This window comes from Peribacillus tepidiphilus, from assembly GCF_009466385.1.
Classification (GTDB): domain Bacteria; phylum Bacillota; class Bacilli; order Bacillales; family DSM-1321; genus Bacillus_BN; species Bacillus_BN tepidiphilus.
This window is the reverse complement of sequence record NZ_WIAQ01000042.1, coordinates 1-20,907: the sequence shown is the minus strand read 5'-3', so window position 1 is coordinate 20,907 and position 20,907 is coordinate 1. Positions and strand designations below refer to the sequence as shown.

General features: G+C 35.1%; 17 protein-coding genes, 5 pseudogenes and 1 riboswitch. Of the genes and pseudogenes, 11 read left to right on the top strand and 11 right to left on the bottom strand.

Going from position 1 to position 20,907, the window contains the following annotated elements:
* Positions 1 to 391: 391 nt before the first annotated feature.
* Together GD441_RS15715 and GD441_RS15710 are read right to left on the bottom strand one after the other, a co-directional pair.
* A complete protein-coding gene (locus GD441_RS15715) occupies positions 392 to 1,429 on the bottom strand; it encodes a ribonucleotide-diphosphate reductase subunit beta (RefSeq protein ID WP_153127377.1) in 1,038 nt (345 codons plus the stop codon).
* Between the two features lie 15 nt (positions 1,430 to 1,444).
* Positions 1,445 to 3,676 (bottom strand): ribonucleoside-diphosphate reductase subunit alpha, encoded by a 2,232-nt coding sequence (locus tag GD441_RS15710; RefSeq protein ID WP_225434266.1) that lies wholly within the window; start codon positions 3,674 to 3,676, stop codon positions 1,445 to 1,447.
* Between the two features lie 129 nt (positions 3,677 to 3,805).
* A riboswitch (cobalamin riboswitch) is annotated at positions 3,806 to 4,001 on the bottom strand.
* Between the two features lie 278 nt (positions 4,002 to 4,279).
* On the opposite strand from GD441_RS15710, the gene GD441_RS17700 reads away from it, so the two are divergent.
* From GD441_RS17700 to GD441_RS17315, 6 genes and pseudogenes are all read left to right on the top strand, one after another.
* Positions 4,280 to 4,489, top strand: coding sequence for a PAS domain S-box protein (locus GD441_RS17700; protein ID WP_420849718.1), 210 nt, complete (start codon positions 4,280 to 4,282; stop codon positions 4,487 to 4,489).
* A gap of 5 nt (positions 4,490 to 4,494) precedes the next feature.
* Positions 4,495 to 5,565 (top strand): annotated as a pseudogene (locus tag GD441_RS15700) (AMP-binding protein); the annotation flags it as partial.
* Positions 5,563 to 5,997, top strand: coding sequence for a class I adenylate-forming enzyme family protein (locus tag GD441_RS17320; protein WP_338091721.1), 435 nt, complete (start codon positions 5,563 to 5,565; stop codon positions 5,995 to 5,997). The pseudogene GD441_RS15700 and the gene GD441_RS17320, both read left to right, overlap by 3 nt.
* 76 nt (positions 5,998 to 6,073) lie before the next feature.
* Positions 6,074 to 6,607 (top strand): annotated as a pseudogene (locus tag GD441_RS15695) (TIGR00366 family protein); the annotation flags it as partial.
* 144 nt (positions 6,608 to 6,751) lie between these two features.
* Entirely contained in the window at positions 6,752 to 7,213 is a 462-nt protein-coding gene (locus GD441_RS15690; protein WP_153127372.1) for an STAS domain-containing protein, read from the top strand.
* A gap of 321 nt (positions 7,214 to 7,534) precedes the next feature.
* Positions 7,535 to 7,686, top strand: a pseudogene (locus GD441_RS17315) (DUF255 domain-containing protein); the annotation flags it as partial.
* A 350-nt stretch (positions 7,687 to 8,036) separates the two neighbouring features.
* Here the strand turns inward: GD441_RS17315 and GD441_RS17520 are convergent.
* From GD441_RS17520 to GD441_RS15665, 5 genes and pseudogenes are all read right to left on the bottom strand, one after another.
* Positions 8,037 to 8,327, bottom strand: a pseudogene (locus GD441_RS17520) (recombinase zinc ribbon domain-containing protein); the annotation flags it as partial.
* Positions 8,318 to 8,548: a recombinase family protein gene (locus GD441_RS17515; protein ID WP_420849717.1), complete on the bottom strand. Its 231-nt coding sequence runs from the start codon at positions 8,546 to 8,548 to the stop codon at positions 8,318 to 8,320. The gene GD441_RS17515 and the pseudogene GD441_RS17520, both read right to left, overlap by 10 nt.
* Before the next feature lie 31 nt (positions 8,549 to 8,579).
* A complete protein-coding gene (locus GD441_RS15675; RefSeq protein ID WP_153127369.1) occupies positions 8,580 to 9,143 on the bottom strand; it encodes a recombinase family protein in 564 nt (187 codons plus the stop codon).
* A 177-nt stretch (positions 9,144 to 9,320) separates the two neighbouring features.
* The gene (locus tag GD441_RS15670) at positions 9,321 to 9,560 is read right to left on the bottom strand and encodes a hypothetical protein (RefSeq protein WP_153127368.1); all 240 of its coding nucleotides are present in this window, start codon (positions 9,558 to 9,560) and stop codon (positions 9,321 to 9,323) included.
* Positions 9,561 to 9,747: 187 nt separating this feature from the next.
* A complete protein-coding gene (locus tag GD441_RS15665; protein WP_153127367.1) occupies positions 9,748 to 10,041 on the bottom strand; it encodes a hypothetical protein in 294 nt (97 codons plus the stop codon).
* Between the two features lie 124 nt (positions 10,042 to 10,165).
* On the opposite strand from GD441_RS15665, the gene dcm reads away from it, so the two are divergent.
* The 4 genes from dcm to GD441_RS15645 all read left to right on the top strand — a co-directional run bounded on the left by dcm (position 10,166) and on the right by GD441_RS15645 (position 16,660).
* Complete coding sequence (dcm, locus tag GD441_RS15660) at positions 10,166 to 11,155, top strand: DNA (cytosine-5-)-methyltransferase (protein ID WP_153127366.1); 990 nt, start codon at positions 10,166 to 10,168, stop codon at positions 11,153 to 11,155.
* Positions 11,142 to 12,320 (top strand): type II restriction endonuclease, encoded by a 1,179-nt coding sequence (locus GD441_RS15655; RefSeq protein ID WP_153127365.1) that lies wholly within the window; start codon positions 11,142 to 11,144, stop codon positions 12,318 to 12,320. Before dcm ends, GD441_RS15655 begins: the two co-directional genes overlap by 14 nt.
* Positions 12,321 to 12,581: 261 nt before the next feature.
* Positions 12,582 to 13,544 carry a hypothetical protein gene (locus GD441_RS15650; RefSeq protein WP_153127364.1) on the top strand — a complete coding sequence of 321 codons (963 nt, stop codon included), beginning with the start codon at positions 12,582 to 12,584 and terminating at the stop codon, positions 13,542 to 13,544.
* 497 nt (positions 13,545 to 14,041) lie between these two features.
* Positions 14,042 to 16,660, top strand: a complete 2,619-nt coding sequence (locus GD441_RS15645) for a TrlF family AAA-like ATPase (protein WP_153127363.1) — start codon at positions 14,042 to 14,044, stop codon at positions 16,658 to 16,660.
* A 362-nt stretch (positions 16,661 to 17,022) separates the two neighbouring features.
* On the opposite strand, the pseudogene GD441_RS15640 reads toward GD441_RS15645, so the two are convergent.
* From GD441_RS15640 to GD441_RS15630, 4 genes and pseudogenes are all read right to left on the bottom strand, one after another.
* Positions 17,023 to 17,925 (bottom strand): annotated as a pseudogene (locus GD441_RS15640) (IS3 family transposase); the annotation flags it as partial.
* Positions 17,895 to 18,125: a transposase gene (locus GD441_RS17695; protein WP_420849716.1), complete on the bottom strand. Its 231-nt coding sequence runs from the start codon at positions 18,123 to 18,125 to the stop codon at positions 17,895 to 17,897. The pseudogene GD441_RS15640 and the gene GD441_RS17695, both read right to left, overlap by 31 nt.
* Positions 18,126 to 18,239: 114 nt before the next feature.
* Positions 18,240 to 18,572 carry an OLD family protein gene (locus tag GD441_RS15635; RefSeq protein ID WP_153127362.1) on the bottom strand — a complete coding sequence of 111 codons (333 nt, stop codon included), beginning with the start codon at positions 18,570 to 18,572 and terminating at the stop codon, positions 18,240 to 18,242.
* Entirely contained in the window at positions 18,551 to 19,186 is a 636-nt protein-coding gene (locus GD441_RS15630) for an AAA family ATPase (protein ID WP_153127361.1), read from the bottom strand. The genes GD441_RS15635 and GD441_RS15630 overlap by 22 nt, the downstream gene beginning before the upstream one ends.
* Positions 19,187 to 19,802: 616 nt before the next feature.
* On the opposite strand from GD441_RS15630, the gene GD441_RS15625 reads away from it, so the two are divergent.
* On the top strand, positions 19,803 to 20,768 hold the full coding sequence (locus GD441_RS15625; RefSeq protein ID WP_153127360.1) for a hypothetical protein: 966 nt from the start codon (positions 19,803 to 19,805) through the stop codon (positions 20,766 to 20,768).
* Positions 20,769 to 20,907 lie beyond the last annotated feature (139 nt).

The following is a 20,907-nucleotide window of genomic DNA, read 5'->3' as shown; positions in this document are numbered from 1 at the left end:
AACTTTTGTTCCCTTCGCCCTTGATGGCCGTATCGCAACCTTTTTCGACTGTTTGTCAAGAGCGATTGCGGACTTGGCTATTCCTGAAATCCTGGCGGAGATGCCTAGAACTAGTTTTTCATAGAACTTTTGACACTACCGATAGTTTTTACCGTTTCAATTATATTCGTAAAGAGCATTTTTCATGTTAACTAATCATGATACAGAAAAACGACAAAGAGAGAGATGCATGTAAATGCAAAAAGAATAGCTATTGCTTTTTTATGTGAACAAAAAAATAGGCCTTTAACTTCATCTGTGTTATAAATCGTATATTTCTACTAACCAAAGTAACAAAAAGATCCCCTTTCTTAAAAAAGAAGGGGATCGCAGGCTGCCCGCAAACGCTATGTTATAATTCATCAAACCCGTTGTCTACATGATTCACTTTCACATATTGTCTTGATTTTTGTTCAAAGAAATCGGATTTTCCTAGATCGACTTCTTCATAGGCAATAATCCAGCGCAGCGGATTGGAACGATAGCCTTCAAATGGCCGTTCAAATCCGAGCTGGTTGGCTCTTACATTGGCATAGAACTTGATATAGTCCTCCACATCCTTCAAAAAAATCCCATCGATCTTGTTGCCGATTATATACCTAGCCCATTCGATTTCTAAATTTGCCGCTTCTTCAAAAGTATGTCGAACAAAATGTGCAAGTTCTTGAGTGTTTTGTCCTGGATATTGCTTAAGCACTTCTTTGAAAATTTTTACAAATAAATCGACATGGATTTGTTCATCACGATTAATGTAATTAATCATCGTGCTTGTAGCCACCATTTTTTGATTCCGTGCAAGATGGTAGAAGAATGCGAATCCAGAATAGAAAAATAACCCTTCCAACACTACATCAAATACGATGGACTTTAGTAGATTTTCAACTGTAGGATTCTCAGCAAACTCTTTGTATCCATTCGTGACAAAATCATTTCGTTTCTCTAAAATTGGTTCCGTCCGCCAAAATTCAAAAACCTCTTCTTGTTTTTGTTTGGAAACGATACTAGATAGTACATATGTATACGAATGATTATGAATGACTTCTTGCTGTGCCAAAATAATCATAAGGGCTGAAAGACTAGAATCGGTTAAATAATCGGCCACTTTACCAGCATAATCGGTTTGAATACTATCCAATAAGGCAAGGAGGCCAATGATCTTTAAAAAAGCATCCTGTTCATTTTCGGTTAGGGAAGGGAACTGCTTGATATCTTGTGACATATTGATTTCAAAAGGTGTCCAAAAGTTTGCCAGCATCTTTTTATACTTTGGAAAAGCCCACTGATATTGAATGTCATCCCAGTTTAGTATGTTGGAACATTCACCGTTAATAATAGCTGTTGAACGATTAGGGGCCGTTTTATTCATAATGGGTCGTTTTTTTACTTGCATGGTACACACTCCTTTTTAGCTTGAACAAGAATCACAATCTTCTATGGCAGAAGAAGTAGATCGTAAATAGTAGGTTGTCTTCAATCGATGTTTCCAAGAGGCTAAATGAAGATCTAATAGCTCTTTAGCCTTTATTGTGTTTTGGACATACAAATTAAATGAAATTGATTGATCAATGTGCCGTTGTCTCTTGGCATTTTGTTTAATGCTCCAATGCTGGTCAATCAAATAAGCAGACTTATAGTACCAAGTCGTGTTTTCTGATAGGTCGGGTGCAGTTACAGGAATTTTATAATCCTTTTTCTCTTCTGAATAAAACTTCTTAAAGACTGGATCAATGCTTGGAGTACTGCCTGCAATTAGAGCAGTCGACGCATTCGGAGCTATCGCGAGTAAGTAGCCGTTTCGAATGCCGTTTTTCATGACAAGTCTCTTTAAGTGATCCCAATCGAGCGTTGAGTTTTGATTGTTGTATTGTCGTGCTTCAAAATAATAGCCTTTCTCCCAATCAGAGCCTTTATAACCAGGATAGGCACCCTTTTCCATCGCTAAAAGCATGCTTGACTTGATCGTTAAAAAAGCAATTTTTTCGTACAGGGTATCACTGTATTCAACAGATTCTTCTGATTCCCATTTCAGCTTTTTCAAGGCAAGCAGATGGTGCCATCCAAACGTTCCAAGTCCAATGGCCCGGTATTTTTTGTTCGTCAATTGTCCTTGTAAAACGGGGATTGTATTTAAATCGATGACATTATCAAGCATTCGAACTTGAATTGGAATAAGACTCTCTAATACATCGTTTGTTACAGCCTTTGCTAGATTAATAGAGGATAGGTTACAAACGACAAAATCGCCTGGAATTTTTTCAATGATCATTTTCCCGTCTTCCACACGCTGCTCGATCATTTCCGTTGCGCTTTGGTTTTGAAGAATTTCTGTACATAAATTGGTACAGTAAATCATCCCAAGATGGCGATTCGGATTCATTCGATTAACTTCATCACGGTAAAACATAAAGGGAGTTCCTGTTTCCAGCTGGCTTCTCATGATTCCTTTCATGATGTCAATCGCAGGAACTTTTTCTTTAGTAAGAAAAGGATGCTTAACGCACTCTTCATATTTGTCCCGGAAGGAACCAGCTCCCCATTTTTCATCATAAAAATCTTCCAACGAATAACCCATTACTTTTCGAACTTCATGTGGGTCAAATAAATACCATTCTTCACGTGCTTCTACTTTTTCCATAAATAAATCAGGAATGCATACACCCGTAAATAAATCATGGGTACGATAGCGTTCATCACCGTTGTTAAGTTTTGCATCAAGAAAGGAAAAAATATCTTTGTGCCACACATCCAAATAAACACTGATGGCACCTTTTCTTTGACCGAGCTGATCTACACTAACAGCCGTATTGTTTAATTGTTTCATCCAAGGGATGACACCTGAAGAGGCGCCCTTAAAGCCTTTAATATCACTGCCTCTGCTTCTAATCTTTCCTAAATAAACGCCAATACCGCCGCCGTTTTTCGAAAGGTTTGCAATGTCCGTGTTACTGTCATAAATGGATTGCAGGCTGTCATCGATTGTATCGACAAAGCAGCTAGAAAGCTGTCCCCAGTTTTTGCCCGCATTCGCGAGGGTAGGGGTTGCTACGGTCATATATAAATGACTTAGTGCCCAATAGGCTTCCTTAATCAACTCCATTCGCTTGTCTTTCTTTTCATTTCGCATTAATGTCATGGCGATGATCATGAAACGCTCTTGTGGCAGCTCAAACACGTTTTTATCATGATCTCGAGCTAAGTAACGATCCGCAAGCATGCGTATGCCTATGTATGTAAAGAGCTTGTCCCGCTCAGGAACAATAGCTGCTTGAAGCTCTTCTATTTCATTTCGAGAATAATGTTCTAATAGAACAGGGGAATATATTCCCTTGTTTGTTAAGTACAAAATTAAGTGGTAAAGAGATCCGTATTTCTCATACTGGCGATTACGACTAGCTTGCTGATACAAATCCGATAAATAAAGGTGAGCGGCTACATACGTCCAATCTGGTTCTAATTCGCTCATATTGGCTAGACATTCTAAAACGATCTGATGGGTAAATTCTGTTTCATCTAGATGCTCCTTTTGCCAAGCCATTTGCTCTGCTCTGTTTGATAATTTTGAAAAATCTAGGTGAGGAAACCCCTTTCTAATATCCTCAAGTGCTATAGTAGGTTTCTGAATCGTTTGATTCGCCAATTGAACTCCTCCTTCAATTTTTACATAAAAAAATCCGCTCAAGGTATGAGCGGATCAAACGATAGTCAAAAGAGAAGTAATGCCCAATTTTTCGACCATCGTTTCATCTTCTCAATCCCCGAAGAATTGAAACTTAAACAAGCTTTGGCAGGTCTCCTGACTTGTGCATCATCCTACTTTAAGACCTTCCCATACAAGAACCATAAAAGAAACTTGTACAGTGGCATTCTTATTTCGTACGCACTTACAGTTGCGGGGACAGTTCCGGATTTTCACCGGATTCCCTTTTAAGTCCATATCGGACACCAACTCTTGCGGATTTCAATATGTAGTATTAAATTGTTATAAATAATCAATATATTGTGATTATAGCATAGGAAGAAACTTCTGGCAATGACAAAATAGAAGTGGAGCCACAAAAAGTCCCGATCCTTTAGAAGTGGGTGAAAAAAAAAGAAGGAGTTAATGCTCCTATGAAATTATCAATATAGTTTTGAAGGAAAATCATTTTTATCCTGTTATATGCAAAATTGCATATGCATTAATGAAAAAATATTAGTAAAATTGAGAATATTTGATATAATCTGATAGAAGTGGAGCTTAATAAAAAATCATACCAGCTTTATTGAACAGATTATGAATAGCTCTTACGATGGCATCTATGTAACTAATGAAAAAGGAGATACCATGTGGTTTAACAATGCCTTTTTGAAGATTTCAGGCATTAAGGCTGCGGATCTTCTTGAAAATAATGTTAATCAACTACTGGAAAAGAACTTAATTCCTAATTCTTGTGTCATTAATGGCGAGTAGAATGCTTCCCTGATAAGGAATTTCTCGTTTTTGAAGGGCCTGATGGGCATTTAGAATGCTTTACTTATCGTGACATCGACTTTAGAATCAACCAATTTGCCCAAATGTGCTTGGATTTAGGAATAACCAAAGGGGACAAGGTCAATGTCCATTTGCCTAATTGTCCTGAATTTTATTTTGCTTGGCTTGGTTTAGCCAAGATTGGCGCAGTGATTGTGCCGACTAATATCCTCCATACCCCGCACGAAATGGAATTTTTGCTTCAGCATTCTGGAACCAAAATAGTACTTGTTGCACCAGAGCAACTGGAATTGATTCGTCAAGTTAAACCGCTTTGCCCAAAACTTCAATATATCATATCTACTGGCAGCCAAGAGCAGGAAGGAGCTTTGAATCTTACTAACCTGATGAACCGGCAGTCAGGAGATTTAGAGCCGTGCGAACTTAAGACTGAGGATGCAGCGGCGATCCTCTACACGTCAGGAACAACCTCCAAGCCTAAGGGAGTCATTATAACCCATGGGAATTACATTTTTGCAGGAGAAGCCATGAGCCGCTCCATCGCCCTCCAAAGCCATGATCGGCAGCTGATCGTTTTGCCTTTGTTCCATGGAAATGCCCAATACTACTCGAGCATGTCGGCGATTTCAGTTGGAGGGAGCATCGGGCTTACGCACCGGTTCAGTGCTTCGAGATATTTTAAGCAGGCTAAAAGGCTTGGGGCAACCGTAGGCAGCTTATTTGATGCCCCGATTCGGATGATCCTCGGCCAATCGTATGATCTGGAGGAAAGGGAGAATCCTATACGTTTGATTTGGTTTGCTCAAGCGTTATCGGAGAATCAGCTGACGCAATTTGAGGAAAAATACCAAGTTCAGCTTTTACATTTGTACGGTATGACTGAGACCATCGGCACACCATTAATGAATCCTTTAATAGGAAAAAAAGATAACCAAAGTATTGGTCGGCCTACCCTATATTATCAGGTTCGTCTGGTCAATGAAGAGGGAGTCGACGTTTCGCCAGGTGAAGCAGGTCAAATCATCGTCAAAGGAATACCCGGGCGGACCATTATGAAAGAGTACTACCAAAACGAAGAAGCAACCAAATTAACCATCCGGGATGGGTGGCTGTATACAGGGGATAAGGCACGTTTAGATGAAAACGGTTTCTATTACTTCGTGGACCGTGTTAAAGATATGATCAAGCGATCTGGAGAAAATGTGGCCGCCAACGAAGTGGAACTGATTATTAACCAACATCCGAAGGTCTATGAGTCTGCTGTTGTGGGTATTCCTGATCCAATTCGGGACGAGACCATCAAAGCTTTTGTCATTTTAAAGCCGGGAGAAAAAATGAAAGAAGAAGAATTGATCAACTATTGCCGTCTTCATCTTTCCAAATTTAAGGTTCCAGAGTTTGTAGAGTTTGTTACCGATTTTCCACGAACGTCCGTAGGAAAAATCCAAAAGCATTTATTAAAGAATAAGGGGGTACAACCATGTTAGTTAAAGTAGGTTCATTTTTCTCAGCCATTGTACGTAAATATCTTCCGGATGCATTTATCTTTGACCTGTTACGGAGACAATGTTTAGTATTCAGACTATTGTAACCGTTCTCATTCTCTTTATCACAATGCCTTTTGTGATGCGATTCATGATTCCTAAAGATAAACATGAAATTATAGAGTTAAAGACTTCAGCTAAAGAGGAAATGGCTGCCGCAACTGGTGTATCTGCTTCCAATGAAACAAAGGGTTACATCCAAAGCACATGGGCAACAAAGGTAGAAAACAACCGCTTCGGTTCCGTTTTCTTAGGCCTACTATTCTTGAGCTATCTCATCTATCACTTCTACCATAATGGTGGCCTAACCGCTCTCAACCTGGATGTGGTGAACGGAATCTTTTTTGCAGCTGGCTTATTATTTGTTGAATCGCCAAGACGCTATGTTGAAATGGCGGGTGACGCAGGTCGATCTATGGCTAGTATCGTCATACAATTCCCTCTCTATGCTGGAATTATGGGTATGATCATTTCATGTTGGGATATTACCTACTGTCATAGCATGGTTTTTTTCTTCATTTTCAACTCTAGAAAAATGAGCAGCTTTATTTAACTGTTGATAAAGTTAGAATTAATCTAAATATTTTTTCAATGGGAAAAAAATTGAAACCTATTATAAATAGGTCTATAATACTATTAAACGCAGGAGTGAAAATATGTCTAAATACCCAAAAATAGTAAAACGGAGTGAACGATTATGTTATTTTCCATTACAAATACATTTGAAAAAAAGCAACGAAAGCTCCGACAAATTAAAATGACAGAATTATCTTCTGAGAGAGCCGTAGAAATTAGTCAACAAGTAGATGTATTTATCAACCTTTTCCAACGAAAATATCCTTATCAAACTTTTCAAATTTTGTGTAGAGAAAACAATTCAACCATTATTCTTACTCTAGCTGGACATTTGGATATTACATCAGCTGAACAAATGGCTATTTTTCGTTCGTGCTTTCAAGAACGATTTCAAGGCTTTACTAATTTAGAAATTGATTTGTCTCAACTCTCATTTTTGGATTCAGCTGGAGCAAATGAGCTGTATAAATTAATATTGACGGCTTACGAAACTAGCATTAAAACCAAAATAAAGGAAGCCGAAGGAACGGTTTACGATTTGTTAGAAATGTTAGGTTTTTTTAAATTACTGAAACATCTTTAAATAACAAAATGAAGAAGGAACAGTTCTACATAAGGACTGTTCCATTGTTTTTAATTATTGGTTCTATCCTGAAATTATCTTAGAGGTTAGGTAAAGTGCTAGGCACTACCAGCAGTTTAATAGATTTTGTCGAAAGATTGATAGTGCAAGAGATTCAAAGTGTTTGTGTAAAATGCCTGTTTTAAAATGCAAGTTGGTAGACGATCCTAAATACTCTTCATTAATTGGAGGACTCTAATCATTACGTTAGTGTCTTTTTCTTTTTATTGGGTAATATTAAGAAAATGGAAGAAAAATTAATTTTTGTAAAGAGGTTGTGTCATGTCAACAAGTAAAAGTAAGCCCAATAGATTAATCAATGAAAAATCCCCATATTTATTTCAACATGCCCATAATTTCGGTTGACCGGTATCCAGGGGATCCGAGGCATTTGAAAAGCTGAGCAAGAAAACCAACCAATATTAGTAAGTGTATTGGCTGTTTCATTGTCTAAAGTTCGAATATCGAAGTTTTCTTTAAAATGTTTAAAGTTATTCCTTTTTTCTTCTAAAGATATAGGAACATTAAAGAGGATAGTTTCTTGAAGTCGTTTTATTTCATTTTCCATTTTCAATAATTCATCATCAAATTTACCTATTTGCTGAAACAACCGTTCTGATGGCCTTTTAGAATAAAGTTTAACAATATTCTCATATTCCTCTTGTCTTTTTTTAAATTGTTTTTTCATTGCCTTCAATTGTATTTCCGCTTCTGTTAGATTTTTCTTTTTATCCGTTTTTTCACTTTTTAGTTCTTCTTCATATAAATCTAACCATTTTATAACAGACTCAAGAATGATATCCGCTTTAATTCCGGGATTGCCACAGACTGACCCGTCTGATAGGAGTGCTTGGCATTTTTTAATTATATGTTCAGTTCTTTTTAGTTTCTTTGACTCTCTTATGTTTGAAGTCATAGCCTTTCCACATTTTCCACAATAGATTAACCCACTTAATGGCTGTTTTCCTCGTTTGGTATGTTTTGGGACTTTTTGGTTCATTGCCAACTGTTGCTGTATCTTCTGAAATTCTTCTTCTGTCATCAATGGTTCGTGCAATCCGTCTGCTACAATCCATAACTGACGATCAAGTTCTCTAAGTTGTTTTCTTTTATCATTCTTATTTTTCTTATGACCGCTGCCCTTTGTTTTCCATAGACGATTTTGCCTATATAGATTTCGTTACTCAACATTCTGCGAATAGTGTTATCATGCCAGTCTTTTCCTTTTTTAGTTTTAATATTTTGTGAGCGAAGATAAGCCGTAATCTTCCATAAAGAAGTTCCATTAAGGTACATATCTACAATCATTCGAAAGACTGCTGCCTCGTCAGGTTCTAATTTCTAGCATTCTTTCTAATCTATTATATCTGTATCCGTATGGGGCACTTCCATTTGAATATCGTCCTTCACGTGCACTGTCCTTTTTTCCTTCAGATAAGCGGCGGGTTATTTTCTTTAATTCGCTTCTGGAAATACGATGTTCTATATCAATAAGGATATCGTCTTCATTCAAGTCGTATGTTCTAGATGTAGTAATATGAAGGACATCGTTCTGTTCGAAACAATCACAAATAATTCCATATTCTTTTCTTGAACCCCGCGTAATACGGTCTAAATCCACTGCTACAACTGCATCTAAGATACCTAGATCCATATCGTCCATTAAACGGCAGAACTCTGGGCGATCACGGATTGTATCAGAACTTCCCACTTCTTTATATACTCCTACAATCTCCCTGTTAAAAGGAGGTTTAAGGTTAGGTTCTAGGAAACTCATAAGCCGCTCTTCGTGTCTATTTAAAATTTCCACACCTAAACCTTCTTCGTCACGACTCTTACGAAGATATAAAGCAATTCGCTTAACATCTTGATGTCGTGGATGATAGTGCATAACGTGTCACCTCATTGTAATATATCTAACTATGAATATATTCCTACACAGGTAGCGGACAGGGAAGGAAAATCGAGGAAAAATATGGGTAAATAGCCTCTGCAATTGGAGTTGGAGCAGAAGGTAGGTAAATACATAAGAAAATAAAAAAGAACGGCTATATACCCGCTCTCACAATTAAGATATGAAATCACTTATTACTTCTATTATATATTTCATTTCTCCCTTCTTTTTATTCGTCATTAAATCAGTCGCTTGTTCTCTAAAATCAAACAGCAGGACAAAGAGAATTCCACTGTTCTTTACTTTTATATTCATTTCTTCATTTTCTTCCAGACAATAGCGGAGGGAGTAGCAGCAATCAGCCGTTTCCTTCACTTGGAGGAATGGGATAGTCTCATTATTTATATTTAGCATCTTATTACCTTCTTTCTGTTTTATGTAGAACGAATAATAGGGCAAAAATCACGGGTAAATGCCTTCTGCAATCAGAGTAATAGAGGAAGAAAGGTAAATATATAAGAAAGGAAATATGGACGAATATAGACGAGTTTCTTCTATATAAGATATAGGAGCGGACCGAGAATAAAAAAAGACACAGTTCTCACTGCGCCTCGCTAAAATATCTTATTTCGAATTTTTCCCTGTTTAACAATTGGCTTATCAATTGTCTGTCAAATTCATCTTCAACTTCTTTATTCATATATATGTAATCAATTTCATAAATGGGAGAGTTCAACAATTCCATTAGTTCAGTGCTTTCATTAGGTAAATCCATAAATACACCTTTAATCGCGTGGTGGATCTCCAATTGTTGTATCAAACTGTTGACACGGTGAACCGCCTGTTCTGTGCTTTCATCCCGCTCTTTTTTATAGTAAATTACTACATTTGCCACTTGTTTCACCCTTTCCTGTAGGGTATTGTAAAAAAGCAACTTTTATATTATAGCATAAAATTCAACAAAAGAAACTCGATCTTTGTTATAATAACCATAGGACAAATGTTCGGAGGTGACAACATTGTTATATCGTTTCATAGACCTTTTCGCTGGAATCGGTGGAATTAGATTAGCATTCGAGGAGTACGGAGAGTGCGTATTCTCATGTGAGTGGGATGTTAAAGCCCAAGAAACCTACGAGGCTAACTTTGGGGAAAAGCCTCATGGTGACATTAGAAGGATAGATGCAAAAGATATTCCAGATCACGATATCCTCCTTGCAGGTTTTCCGTGTCAGCCATTCTCGATTGCAGGTGTAAGTAAAAAGAAGAGTTTAGGCAGACAACACGGCTTTTTAGACGAAACACAAGGGACGCTGTTTTTCGATATTGCTCGTATTCTAAAAGAAAAACAGCCACAGGCTTTTCTACTTGAAAATGTTAAGAATTTAAGAAGCCACGACAAAGGAAAAACATATAAAGTAATTAAGAAAGTGTTAGAAGAAGATCTGGGCTACACGGTATATGATAAAGTTATCAATGCGAAAGGTTTAGTTCCACAGAATAGGGAACGGATCTACATAGTAGGTTTTAAGAAACCACTGAAATTTGAATTTCCAGAAGTACCAATGGAAGGACCCGCTTTAAGAACTATCTTAGAGGAAGAAGTAGATGAAAAGTATACTCTTTCGGACAAGTTATGGGAGTACTTACAAGCCTATAAAGAAAAACATGCAAAAAAAGGGAATGGTTTTGGATATGGGCTTGCTGATTTAGATTCTTATAGTAGAACATTAAGTGCAAGATACTATAAAGATGGAAGTGAGATTCTCATTCCACAAGAAGGAAAAAATCCAAGAAAATTGACTCCAAGAGAATGTGCCCGCTTGCAGGGATTTCCAGAAACGTTTAAAATTGTAGTAAGTAATACTGCCGCTTATAAACAGTTTGGAAATAGTGTTGCAGTACCTGTTGTTCGGCTAATTGCTGAGAAAATGATACAAGCCATTGAACGGGACGAATTACTACAAGAAACCGTGGAAGAGGGTCGGTTAGAATATGCAACAAAATGAGTCAGAAAAACTGACGAATGCAATTAAGGCGGCCGAGAAATACGGCCGTTTTTATTGTAAGTTCATTTCTGCAAATGATGTAGATTTGACCGGGGGGCATCAAGTAGGGCTTTATATTTCAAAACAGGCATGGAATATCTTTTTCAAAGAAGAAGGAATAAAGGGCGAAAATAAAGATAAATATATTAAGATACATATTGATGGGTACTACCCCTTTGAAAGTCGCGTAAATTACTATGGAAAAGGTACGAGGAATGAATATCGGATTACCCGCTTTTGGTCTAATTCACCATTTGATAAAGCAGAACAAGTAGGAAATCTTATCGTATTTATACCAATAGACGAAGAAAACTATAAAGTTTATATTTTTGAAAAAGAAGAAGAGATTGAAAACTTTATAGATACTTTTTCACTTTCATTGGTAAATAACAATGCCGTTTATATAAATGGAGAACGGAACGACGTTGATTTAAACGAAAAATTAGAAAAAAGAATATGGGAAGAGGCAAAATTATTTGAAGATTTCCCTGAAACTATTAAACTTGCAGAATTAGCAAGAGATTTACATAGAGAAATATATCGAAAGAAAAAATTTACACCAGACAACATTATATTAGACTGGGTAAAAACAGAGTTTAGTTTATTCCGTGCAATCGAAAGAAGTGTGTATAAAGAATATCTAGTTAAACCATTCCTTGATTTAGATCCTCTTTTAGCATTTGCTAACAGTGCATTGAATAGAAGAAAAAGCAGGGCAGGAAAATCATTAGAACATCATATTGATTTTTTATTAACTTTTCATAGAATACCGTTCAGTCATCCCGGAAAGTCTGAAGGAAATAAAAAGCCAGACTTTATTCTGCCGTCTAATTCAGCATATGCAAATTCAACTTTTCCGGATGACGATTTAATCTTTCTTGGTGCTAAAACAACATGTAAAGATAGATGGAGACAGATTCTAAATGAGGCAAATAGAATAGAAACTAAGCATTTATTTACATTGCAACAGGGGATTACTACAAATCAATTAGATGAAATGGAAGATGAAAAGGTTATCCTTATAGTACCCGCTCCATATCATAACATGTATCCCGAAACACACAGAGACCGCCTCTGGACTGTTGATAAATTTATACACTTTGCTAAAGAAAAATATACAGTTTAATTGTTCAATTGGTTGTAGTTGGCAACAAGAGCCAAATGCAAAAAATAATTAGAGATGTAAAATTTGCGTAAAATTTGTAAAGTTAAAGATTAATGATTTGTACATAGCCCAAGAATCAGAAATTATTTATAGCAATAACCTTTAACGGTGGGAAAACCAAAAATAAATTTGAATATAAACTGTTTTATAAATTTTCAATAGGAGAATTTTTAAAGTGTAGAATTTGGTGATATTACATAATTATCCAATTTGGAGGTCGAAATGGCTACTCTATCTCTAGATGTGATGAGGAATTACCTATCAAGAAGTATATCTAGTAACAATACTAGACAACTAAATAGAAATAAGTTAAATGGATTACTGGCTGAAGTTGACTTTAGGAATTATTTAAATTCTTTAGGTTTTGCTGACAGGATCTCTGTTGGGGGATGGATTGCAAGAAGTGTAGGAAGAGGTAATTTTGGGGAACATACTGTTGTAATGTTTCCTGAAACTATACAACCTGGCCAAGATTATTCCCCTAATAGAGAACTACCTAATCCAACACATGGATTACATACAATTTGTGCAACTTTTCACCAAATTGGAATAAAGAGTTATTTTTGTGTGCCGTCTATCCACGACAATAATAATACTGAAACAATTTCTTGGAAGGCTGTTCAGTTAGGACTTCCCTCGCAACAAAATTATAATGATTTTCCAAGTAATATTGTTGGGTTTACGGAAAGACCAAGACGATATAATTTTTTAAAGTATAATACTGATGTTTCTCAGATTCCATCCTATGCAGTTCCAGAAGAGTTTACGAAAGAACATTTAAGGGTTACGTTCCAAAACAGTTATATGCAGGAAATGTCAGATATCGACGGAATTTTATGGGGGAATCAATACACATATCCAATTGAAATTAAAGAAAAGACTCCTGCTGTGGATCCAAAATTGGGTGAATATTTTGGTTTAGATTTGGGTCCTTTTGTGAAGTTGGCATACTACGCTTCAAAAAGAGGAAATTTACACTCGCTTTTCATTGTCAGAGAAATAGATAATACTGAGGATAGAAATTTAGTAAATTGGTGGTACATTACATTTGAAAAATTAGCAAAGTATGCCTCATGGGTACCAAGTGGGGGAGGGACAAATATGACTGGAGGATCAAGTACAGTAGTTAAAATACCTAAGAATCAATTTGAAGTATTGAACTATGATACAATTACTCAATTGTAATAGCAGCGTGTTTTTCGCTGCTTTTTAATTTTAATTTATATTCTATCTTTGACTTAATACTTTTTGTGGATTGTATTTAATAATTCATATCTATATTTACTGTATATGGTTGAAACTATCTCATTATAATGTCTTATGCTGATACTCTTTATCAATTTATACTTCTGAAAATTCCAATTTCTTTATTATTGTTTCTTTATTTTTTGCAATATCTCTTCAGTATCTAACTCCTCCTTTTAGAATTATATTTCACTTTAATCAACTCTTTTCCATAAAAATTAAAACGGTGGCGGATGTATTACCGGTAATTTAGATTAATAAAGATATTACCTTTATAAACTATAGATGGCTTCAATTCTCTTTAATTCTTTTTTTGTACAATTTTAATGTCCGCAGTTTGATTTAAGAAGTTAGTATTCATTTTTTTTATAAATAAGTGCATATTTTGTTATATAATGGAACCAGAATTGTAAAAAAACTAAGAAGGAGGTAAAAATTTGAAGAAATTTGCGGAGTTTTACAAGTGTGCATTGCAAGTCAATCCTTATAGTTATGTTGCCTACAGAGGAGAAGAACATGTAATTACTGAAGATGAATATAATCAATCAATTTTAAGTAATTGCCTTTCAGAAGATATTAAGGTAGTCGGGCTAGCAGACCATGGCAATGTGCAAACAGCAGAAAAACTAAGGAAGTTACTTAATGAAAACGGAATTATTGTATTTCCGGGTTTTGAGATTGCAACTGCTGAAAAGATACATATAGTGTGTCTATTCTCAGAGAACACAACTCCAGAACAACTAAATAGATATCTTGGAAGATTAGGATTAACTGATGTCGAGAATGGCGTTATGCCAAGTCATTTATCCTGTTTAGAAATTGCTAAAATTATTGAGGAAGAGTTAAAAGGTTTTTGGTATGCTGCACATATTACTAGTGATAATGGAATATTAAAATTGGGGCAGATGAATCATATATGGTCTGATCCAAGACTTAAAGCAGCACAAATCCCGTATAGTCTCGATGAAGTGCACCCAAGATATATTAATATTATAAAAAATAAGGAACCAATGTATAAGAAAGAAACACCATTTGCGTTTATAAATGCAAAAGATATTTGTAAGCCTGAAGACATACTTGAGAAAAACGCCTATTGTTTAGTAAAAATGTCAGAAGTGAATTTCACATGTTTTAAAGAGGCTTTTAAAGATCCAAGTGCAAGAGTGAAACTTTCTTATGACCAAAATGAGCGTTTTCATAGCAGTATTGACCGAATTGAGGTGTTTGGGGGATACCTCGATGGTTTGTCTATAGATTTATCTAGGAACTTAAATACAACTATTGGTGGGAGAGGTACAGGTAAATCTACATTATTAGAATTGATAAGGTATGCTTTAGATTTAGAACCAAAAAGCATTGAATCAAAAAAATACTTTAGAGAATTAATTAAAGCCAATTTAGGATTAGATAATGGAAGAGTAGAATTGCATGTTACATCATACCAACGATATGGACAAAAGTATAAAATAATCAAAAGGTTCGGAGATCCAACAGTAGTTGAGAATGGTGACGGTACAGTTTCTAACCTAAGTGTAAAAGATATTTTACCACATATCGAGATTTATGGACAAAATGAAATAATAGAATTAGTATCGAATGAAGAGGCTAAATTAAATATATTAAATAGATTCCTTCCAAATCAAGAAGATTTAATTACAGAGAGAGAAGAAATTATTAAGGATCTTAAACAAAATGCTGTTAAATTGGTAGATAAAATTCAGAGGAAAGAAGAAATTTCTAACAAAATTTCAAAATTGCCAAAACTTGAAGAAAAGGTAAGTTTTTTTAAAGAGACTGGAATTGCTGATAAATTAAGTACAATAGAACATCTATCAACGGAAGAAGAATATATAAAAAAGTCTTTAGAGATTATAACACAACATAATGTCCAATTTCTTGAAGTAGAAACTCCGTTTACAAAAGAGTTTATGGAAGGAACTCCAAATGGCAATAAATTCGAAAAAATTGCGGAAGTAATTGCCAACTTCAACTTAGAACTTAACAAATTAAAAGATGAATATGAAAGGCTGGTTAAAGAGACTGCAAGAAAGGTAGAAGATATCAATACAGAGTGGCAAGAGATAAAAAAGGAATCAGAGGGGGAGATAAAAAACTCCATTAAGTCTTTGGAGGGATTCAATGGAAAAACAGGTCCAGAAATCGCCTTAGAGTATAGAGAAACAGTAGGAGAAATTGCCCGAATAAATCCAATAAAAAGCGAGTCTAAGAGAATAGAAGAAGAATTGAATACAATTATACAAGAAAGAAATTCATTGTTAGAGAAATTAAAGAAAAATCAAGATGAATCTTATGATTCTCTTAGAAGGGCAGTAAAAAAGATAAATAAGGGAAAATTAAAAGGAAAAGTGCAAGTAGAAGTTCACGCCGGTAAGAATAGAGATGAATTAATTGAAAAGTTATCTGAGATTGAAGGGTTAGGTCCCAAAAGTTTAACTTGGATAAAAGAAAAAGATGACTTCTCGTTATTTTCGTTTATACAACATTTAAATCAGGGCAGCGATAAACTTATGGAAGAATATAATTTAACTAGGTCAAAGGCTGATATACTGGCCCAATTGTCCTTAGAAAAAAAACTAGAACTTGAATTGGTCCAATTATTAGATATAATCGATGTCAAATTAAATACTGCAGGGGCAGGTTCTGAAGGAGAAAACTTTAAATCTCTTAGTAAACTTTCCAAAGGACAACAGTGTACTGCTATTTTAAATATATTAATGTTAGATAATAATGACCCTTTAATAATAGACCAGCCAGAAGATAATCTAGATAATTCTTATATAGCAAAAAATTTTGTTGATGGTTTAAGGGATTATAAATTAAATAGACAATTTATTTTTGCAACACATAATGCGAATATTCCTGTATTTGGTGATGCTGAGTTAATAATCGTAATGGAAGAAGTCGACGGACAGGGTTCAATTAAAGAAAATTGTATTGGTTCCGTTGATAATCAAAATGTAAAAACTGCCGTTGTGAATACACTAGAAGGAGGAGATACAGCATTTAAAATGAGAAAGGCAAAGTATAATATATAAATAGGCAAAAGTTGTTCAGTTTAAAGAGGAATCTAAAAGAGATGCTATGTGGCACTTTCTCATAACATTTAGTTTGGGCAATGAATTTGTTATTAACAGAGAACAAAAATGAGACAGGTTAAATACTGGATGCCTGTCCCATTTTTATTTTTTGGCCTCTTTACCATGAAAATTATATAAAAGCGGATTATTAATAGTGGTAAAACAAAAATGGAATTATGCTATATACATGGTATTAGGTCAATATAGTAGACACAATTTTTTAGAATTTAATCCTCTACCGCGCTAACGCTTGGTGGCCTCTTCATTCAAGTACAGAATGTCTTCTGTACTTGAATGAAGAGGAAAAGGTTGGTCTTGTGTTAACTGGCTAACTTCTTATAGTACGTTTGTTCGTATTCTAAAGGCGATAAATACCCATTTGAAGAGTGTATTCTTTTTGCATTATAGAATACCTCGATATATTCATAGATTTCTTTTTTAGCCTGTTCCCTGGTTTTGTACTTCGTTAAATAGATCAGTTCTTTCTTCAATACACTAGGAAACGATTCTATACATGCATTATCATAACATCTGCCTTTTCGGCTCATACTTACATCCATTTTGTAAGATTTTAATAGTTTTTGATAATCCTTCGAACAGTACTGGCTTCCTCGATCAGAGTGATGGAGAACAGATTCCTTTGGTGGTTGTTGCCGATTGTATGCTCTTTTTAGAGCTTGTATGACCAATTCCTTTGTCATAGTTTTGTCAACCGACCAACCTATAATCTTACGAGAATATAAATCCATAACGCTTGCCAAATAGAGCCAGCCTTCCGCAGTCGGGATATAAGTAATATCAGCTACCCAGACTTTGTTCGGTTGATCTACTTTAAATTCTTGATTTAATTTGTTTTCAAAGACTGGAAGCGAGTGTTTTGAATTTGTCGTAGCCTTATATTTCTTAATGGTCTTAGATCTCAGGCCCTCTTCTTTCATGATTCTCGCCACTGTTTTTTGGCAAACAGGAGTTCCATTCCTTTCAAGATCTTTCGCAATTTTGGGACTTCCATATAGCTCTCTAGACGCTAAAAACGATTTTTTAACTAGACGGACCAACGTTTTATGTCTCTTGGTACGATCACTTTCTGGACGATCTCGCCACTTGTAATAGCCGCTTCTAGAAACTTTCAACACTTTGCACATCTTCTCCACTCGGAATTCGAAGCGATGCTCATGAATAAATGAGTATTTTACCGATGGTCTTTCGCGAAGAAGTGCATAGCCTTTTTTAGTATGGCGTTTTCCTCCTCTAAGTCTCGAATGCGTTTTTGAAAGGCTCGAAGTTGTTGATCTTCCGACATTTGTGGTAAGGACTCACGGATAAATTCTGATGAATATTTCTTTTTCCAGTTATGAAGGGTATTTGGGTTGATATCTAGCTCTCTGGCTGCTTGGGCAACTGGTTTGTTCTGTTCAATCATCATTTGAACCGTACTTCTCTTAAAATCTTCATCAAATACTTGTCTACTCATTAGACACACCTCATTATTATTAGTTAGTTTTATAATAAACTGTGTCTACTTTTGAGTCTAACATCACATTTCCTTTGCTATTCTATATAATTCATCGCGTAACAAGCGTATCGCACTTGGATGGGCGAATGCCTCTGGCTCTTCGAATAATATGAATTTTCTCCTTGGTTTAAACTTCAGTAAATCGTTTACATCAGAAGAATGTTCAATGCAATCAAAAAAATCCTTATTTAAAGCCCATGCTAAAATTAATTGTCTTTTTATAGCGTCTCCAAAGTTGTGTACTCCTAGAATTAATTCATGATTTTGACTACCATCTTGAATTGTTACTTTTATCTTTATATGCCCTTTCTCTTTTAATTCACTTCTTATTGTTACATTTTTATCAGGGTCCATATAGGGTAAAAAACTCCTTTGAATACATTGGAAATACTGATATTTAACTTCTCCTCAAGAGATTTCATAACGGGACTTTCACGAACTACATCATTAGGTTCTTGGTTAAATTGTAATGAAAGGCCAATTCCTTTTTTAAAAATAGCATGAAGTAGTTCTGAAACTGCGTTTGTAGTGTTACCTATCTGTTCTAATCCCGGAATCCTAACTGGCATTGGTAATTGAGAAATAAAATATTTTGCAGTTGCAGTAGGGAATTTTTTAAATTTGTTTTCTTCTTTACTCCAATAGAGAAAATCCCTAGTATTATCAGGATAGATCTTTTGCTTGATTTTTAATTTGTTCTCTTTATAACACCAACATTTGAAATCTTCAGTATAAACCTCTACTGTAGCCTCAATCTCTATAGGATTATCCTTCTTGGTCCAGTGAAAATCATATGTGTCTACATGTTTGCTTGTGTTCCAAAAAAGTTCATAAGTATTCAGAATATTAGATTTCCCTACTGAATTTTGTCCAATAAGAAAGAGAATATTAGATGAACTAAAGTCAATTTTAACTTCATCTTCGCCTATGCTCCTATAATTTTTAATAAAAATTTCAAGTATCCTCATTATTTTCCTCCTAATTAGATATCTGAAACTACTATCACTTTATAAATTTCTATATTGCCCTGCTTTTCCATTATATACTAAACTTGTTCATGAGTCTTAACTTCGTCAGTTTTTTATACCCTGTGTATTTACTTGTACCAAATACGTTTAGGTAAGGAATATAATACCAATATTGGAACTGTTTAAGTTGAGTAACAATATCTATTTCTTCTGCTAGGTCTCTATTAAACTGCTCTACATTTCTAATAACCTTTTTCTAATGACAATACCAATACCGCTCCCATGTTAACACCCGACCGGGATAATATGTTATAAAAAGTCTAATAAACCAAAAAAAAGAAATGAATACAACTAGGTATGCAAGAGGAAAAGGAAAAACTGGCGTTGATACCAAGAAAGGAATTAAAGCGATGGTTTGTCAAACTTATACAAAGATTTGAGAGAAACCAAGAACTAATAGAGGAACTAGAGAGTTTAGTAAACATATATATGGAAAAAGATTCGCAGCGATGCCTTTATACACGTGTTAAAGAGAACGGTATTCAAGTCAAAAGAGGTGGTAAATGGAAATTTAATATTTGAAAATTATAATTAAATAGGAAGGAGGCATTTATTTATGAATATATCCAAAAGTTTAATAGATATTTTTTATGAAGTTTTAAGGAAGCAAACCACTAAGACTTATCATGGGTATAATTTACGGTTTTTGAAAAGAAAAAAAGAGGTTCGACTGGAGAAGGATTCCAGAGTCTTAGTAAGTTGGTTAATTGAACCGAATGAATTTGTTACATATGACAATCATAAGTCAACAGCGGAAAAGTCTTTTGTTAGAAAGTTTCTTTATTTACCTCAGGCTGTTGAGTTAAAGTTCCAAGAAGAACAGAAGAAAACTGAAAACTTATCTAATAAAGATAATTCTGTAGTTATTGAGTTGAAAGATCATCTTAAGAAGTTGAAAACAGAAGAGATTACTTTTGAAAGTATAGATAGAATTGTTAGTCTTGTTGCAAGTAAATATGTAGATGAATGGTATAACGTAGGATACCATCCTGATAAGTATGCAGATAATTTTCATATGTACTATTCATTTGCAAAATCAAGGGTATGGTCAGAACTAACATTCATAAGAAATGCTAGAGTTGAAGAAAATTTAATAAAAAGGGCAAAATTAGTCCCTTTACGTGCTCAACGAGAGGGCAATTTGGTTCTTATTAGCGAGTTAGATCATAGAAGATTTTTATCATTAGTAGATCAAGCAATTGAATATGCAGAGGGTTACATTCAAAGTTTAAATCCATTTACTTTTTTACCCAAAGGTAAAATACAAATTTATTGGTGGGAAAAACAGGGTATTTTCTTTTCTGATCTAGATAGAAATAACGAAGCAGAGCCAAAAACATTAAGAGATCATGTATTACAGGTCTTGTCACCTAAAGCAAGGAAGCAAGCAAAACCATCTCGTATTGAATTAGAAGTAATTTTCCCCGGCGAAGATAAACATGTAGAAGTTAAAAGTTATTGTCCTCAATATGGAATAATTGAGTGGACAAGAATGATTCGTGAGATGGAAAATAAGGATTGAAGGGTAGTGTCAAAAGTTCTATGAAAAACTAGTTCTAGGCATCTCCGCCAGGATTTCAGGAATAGCCAAGTCCGCAATCGCTCTTGACAAACAGTCGAAAAAGGTTGCGATACGGCCATCAAGGGCGAAGGGAACAAAA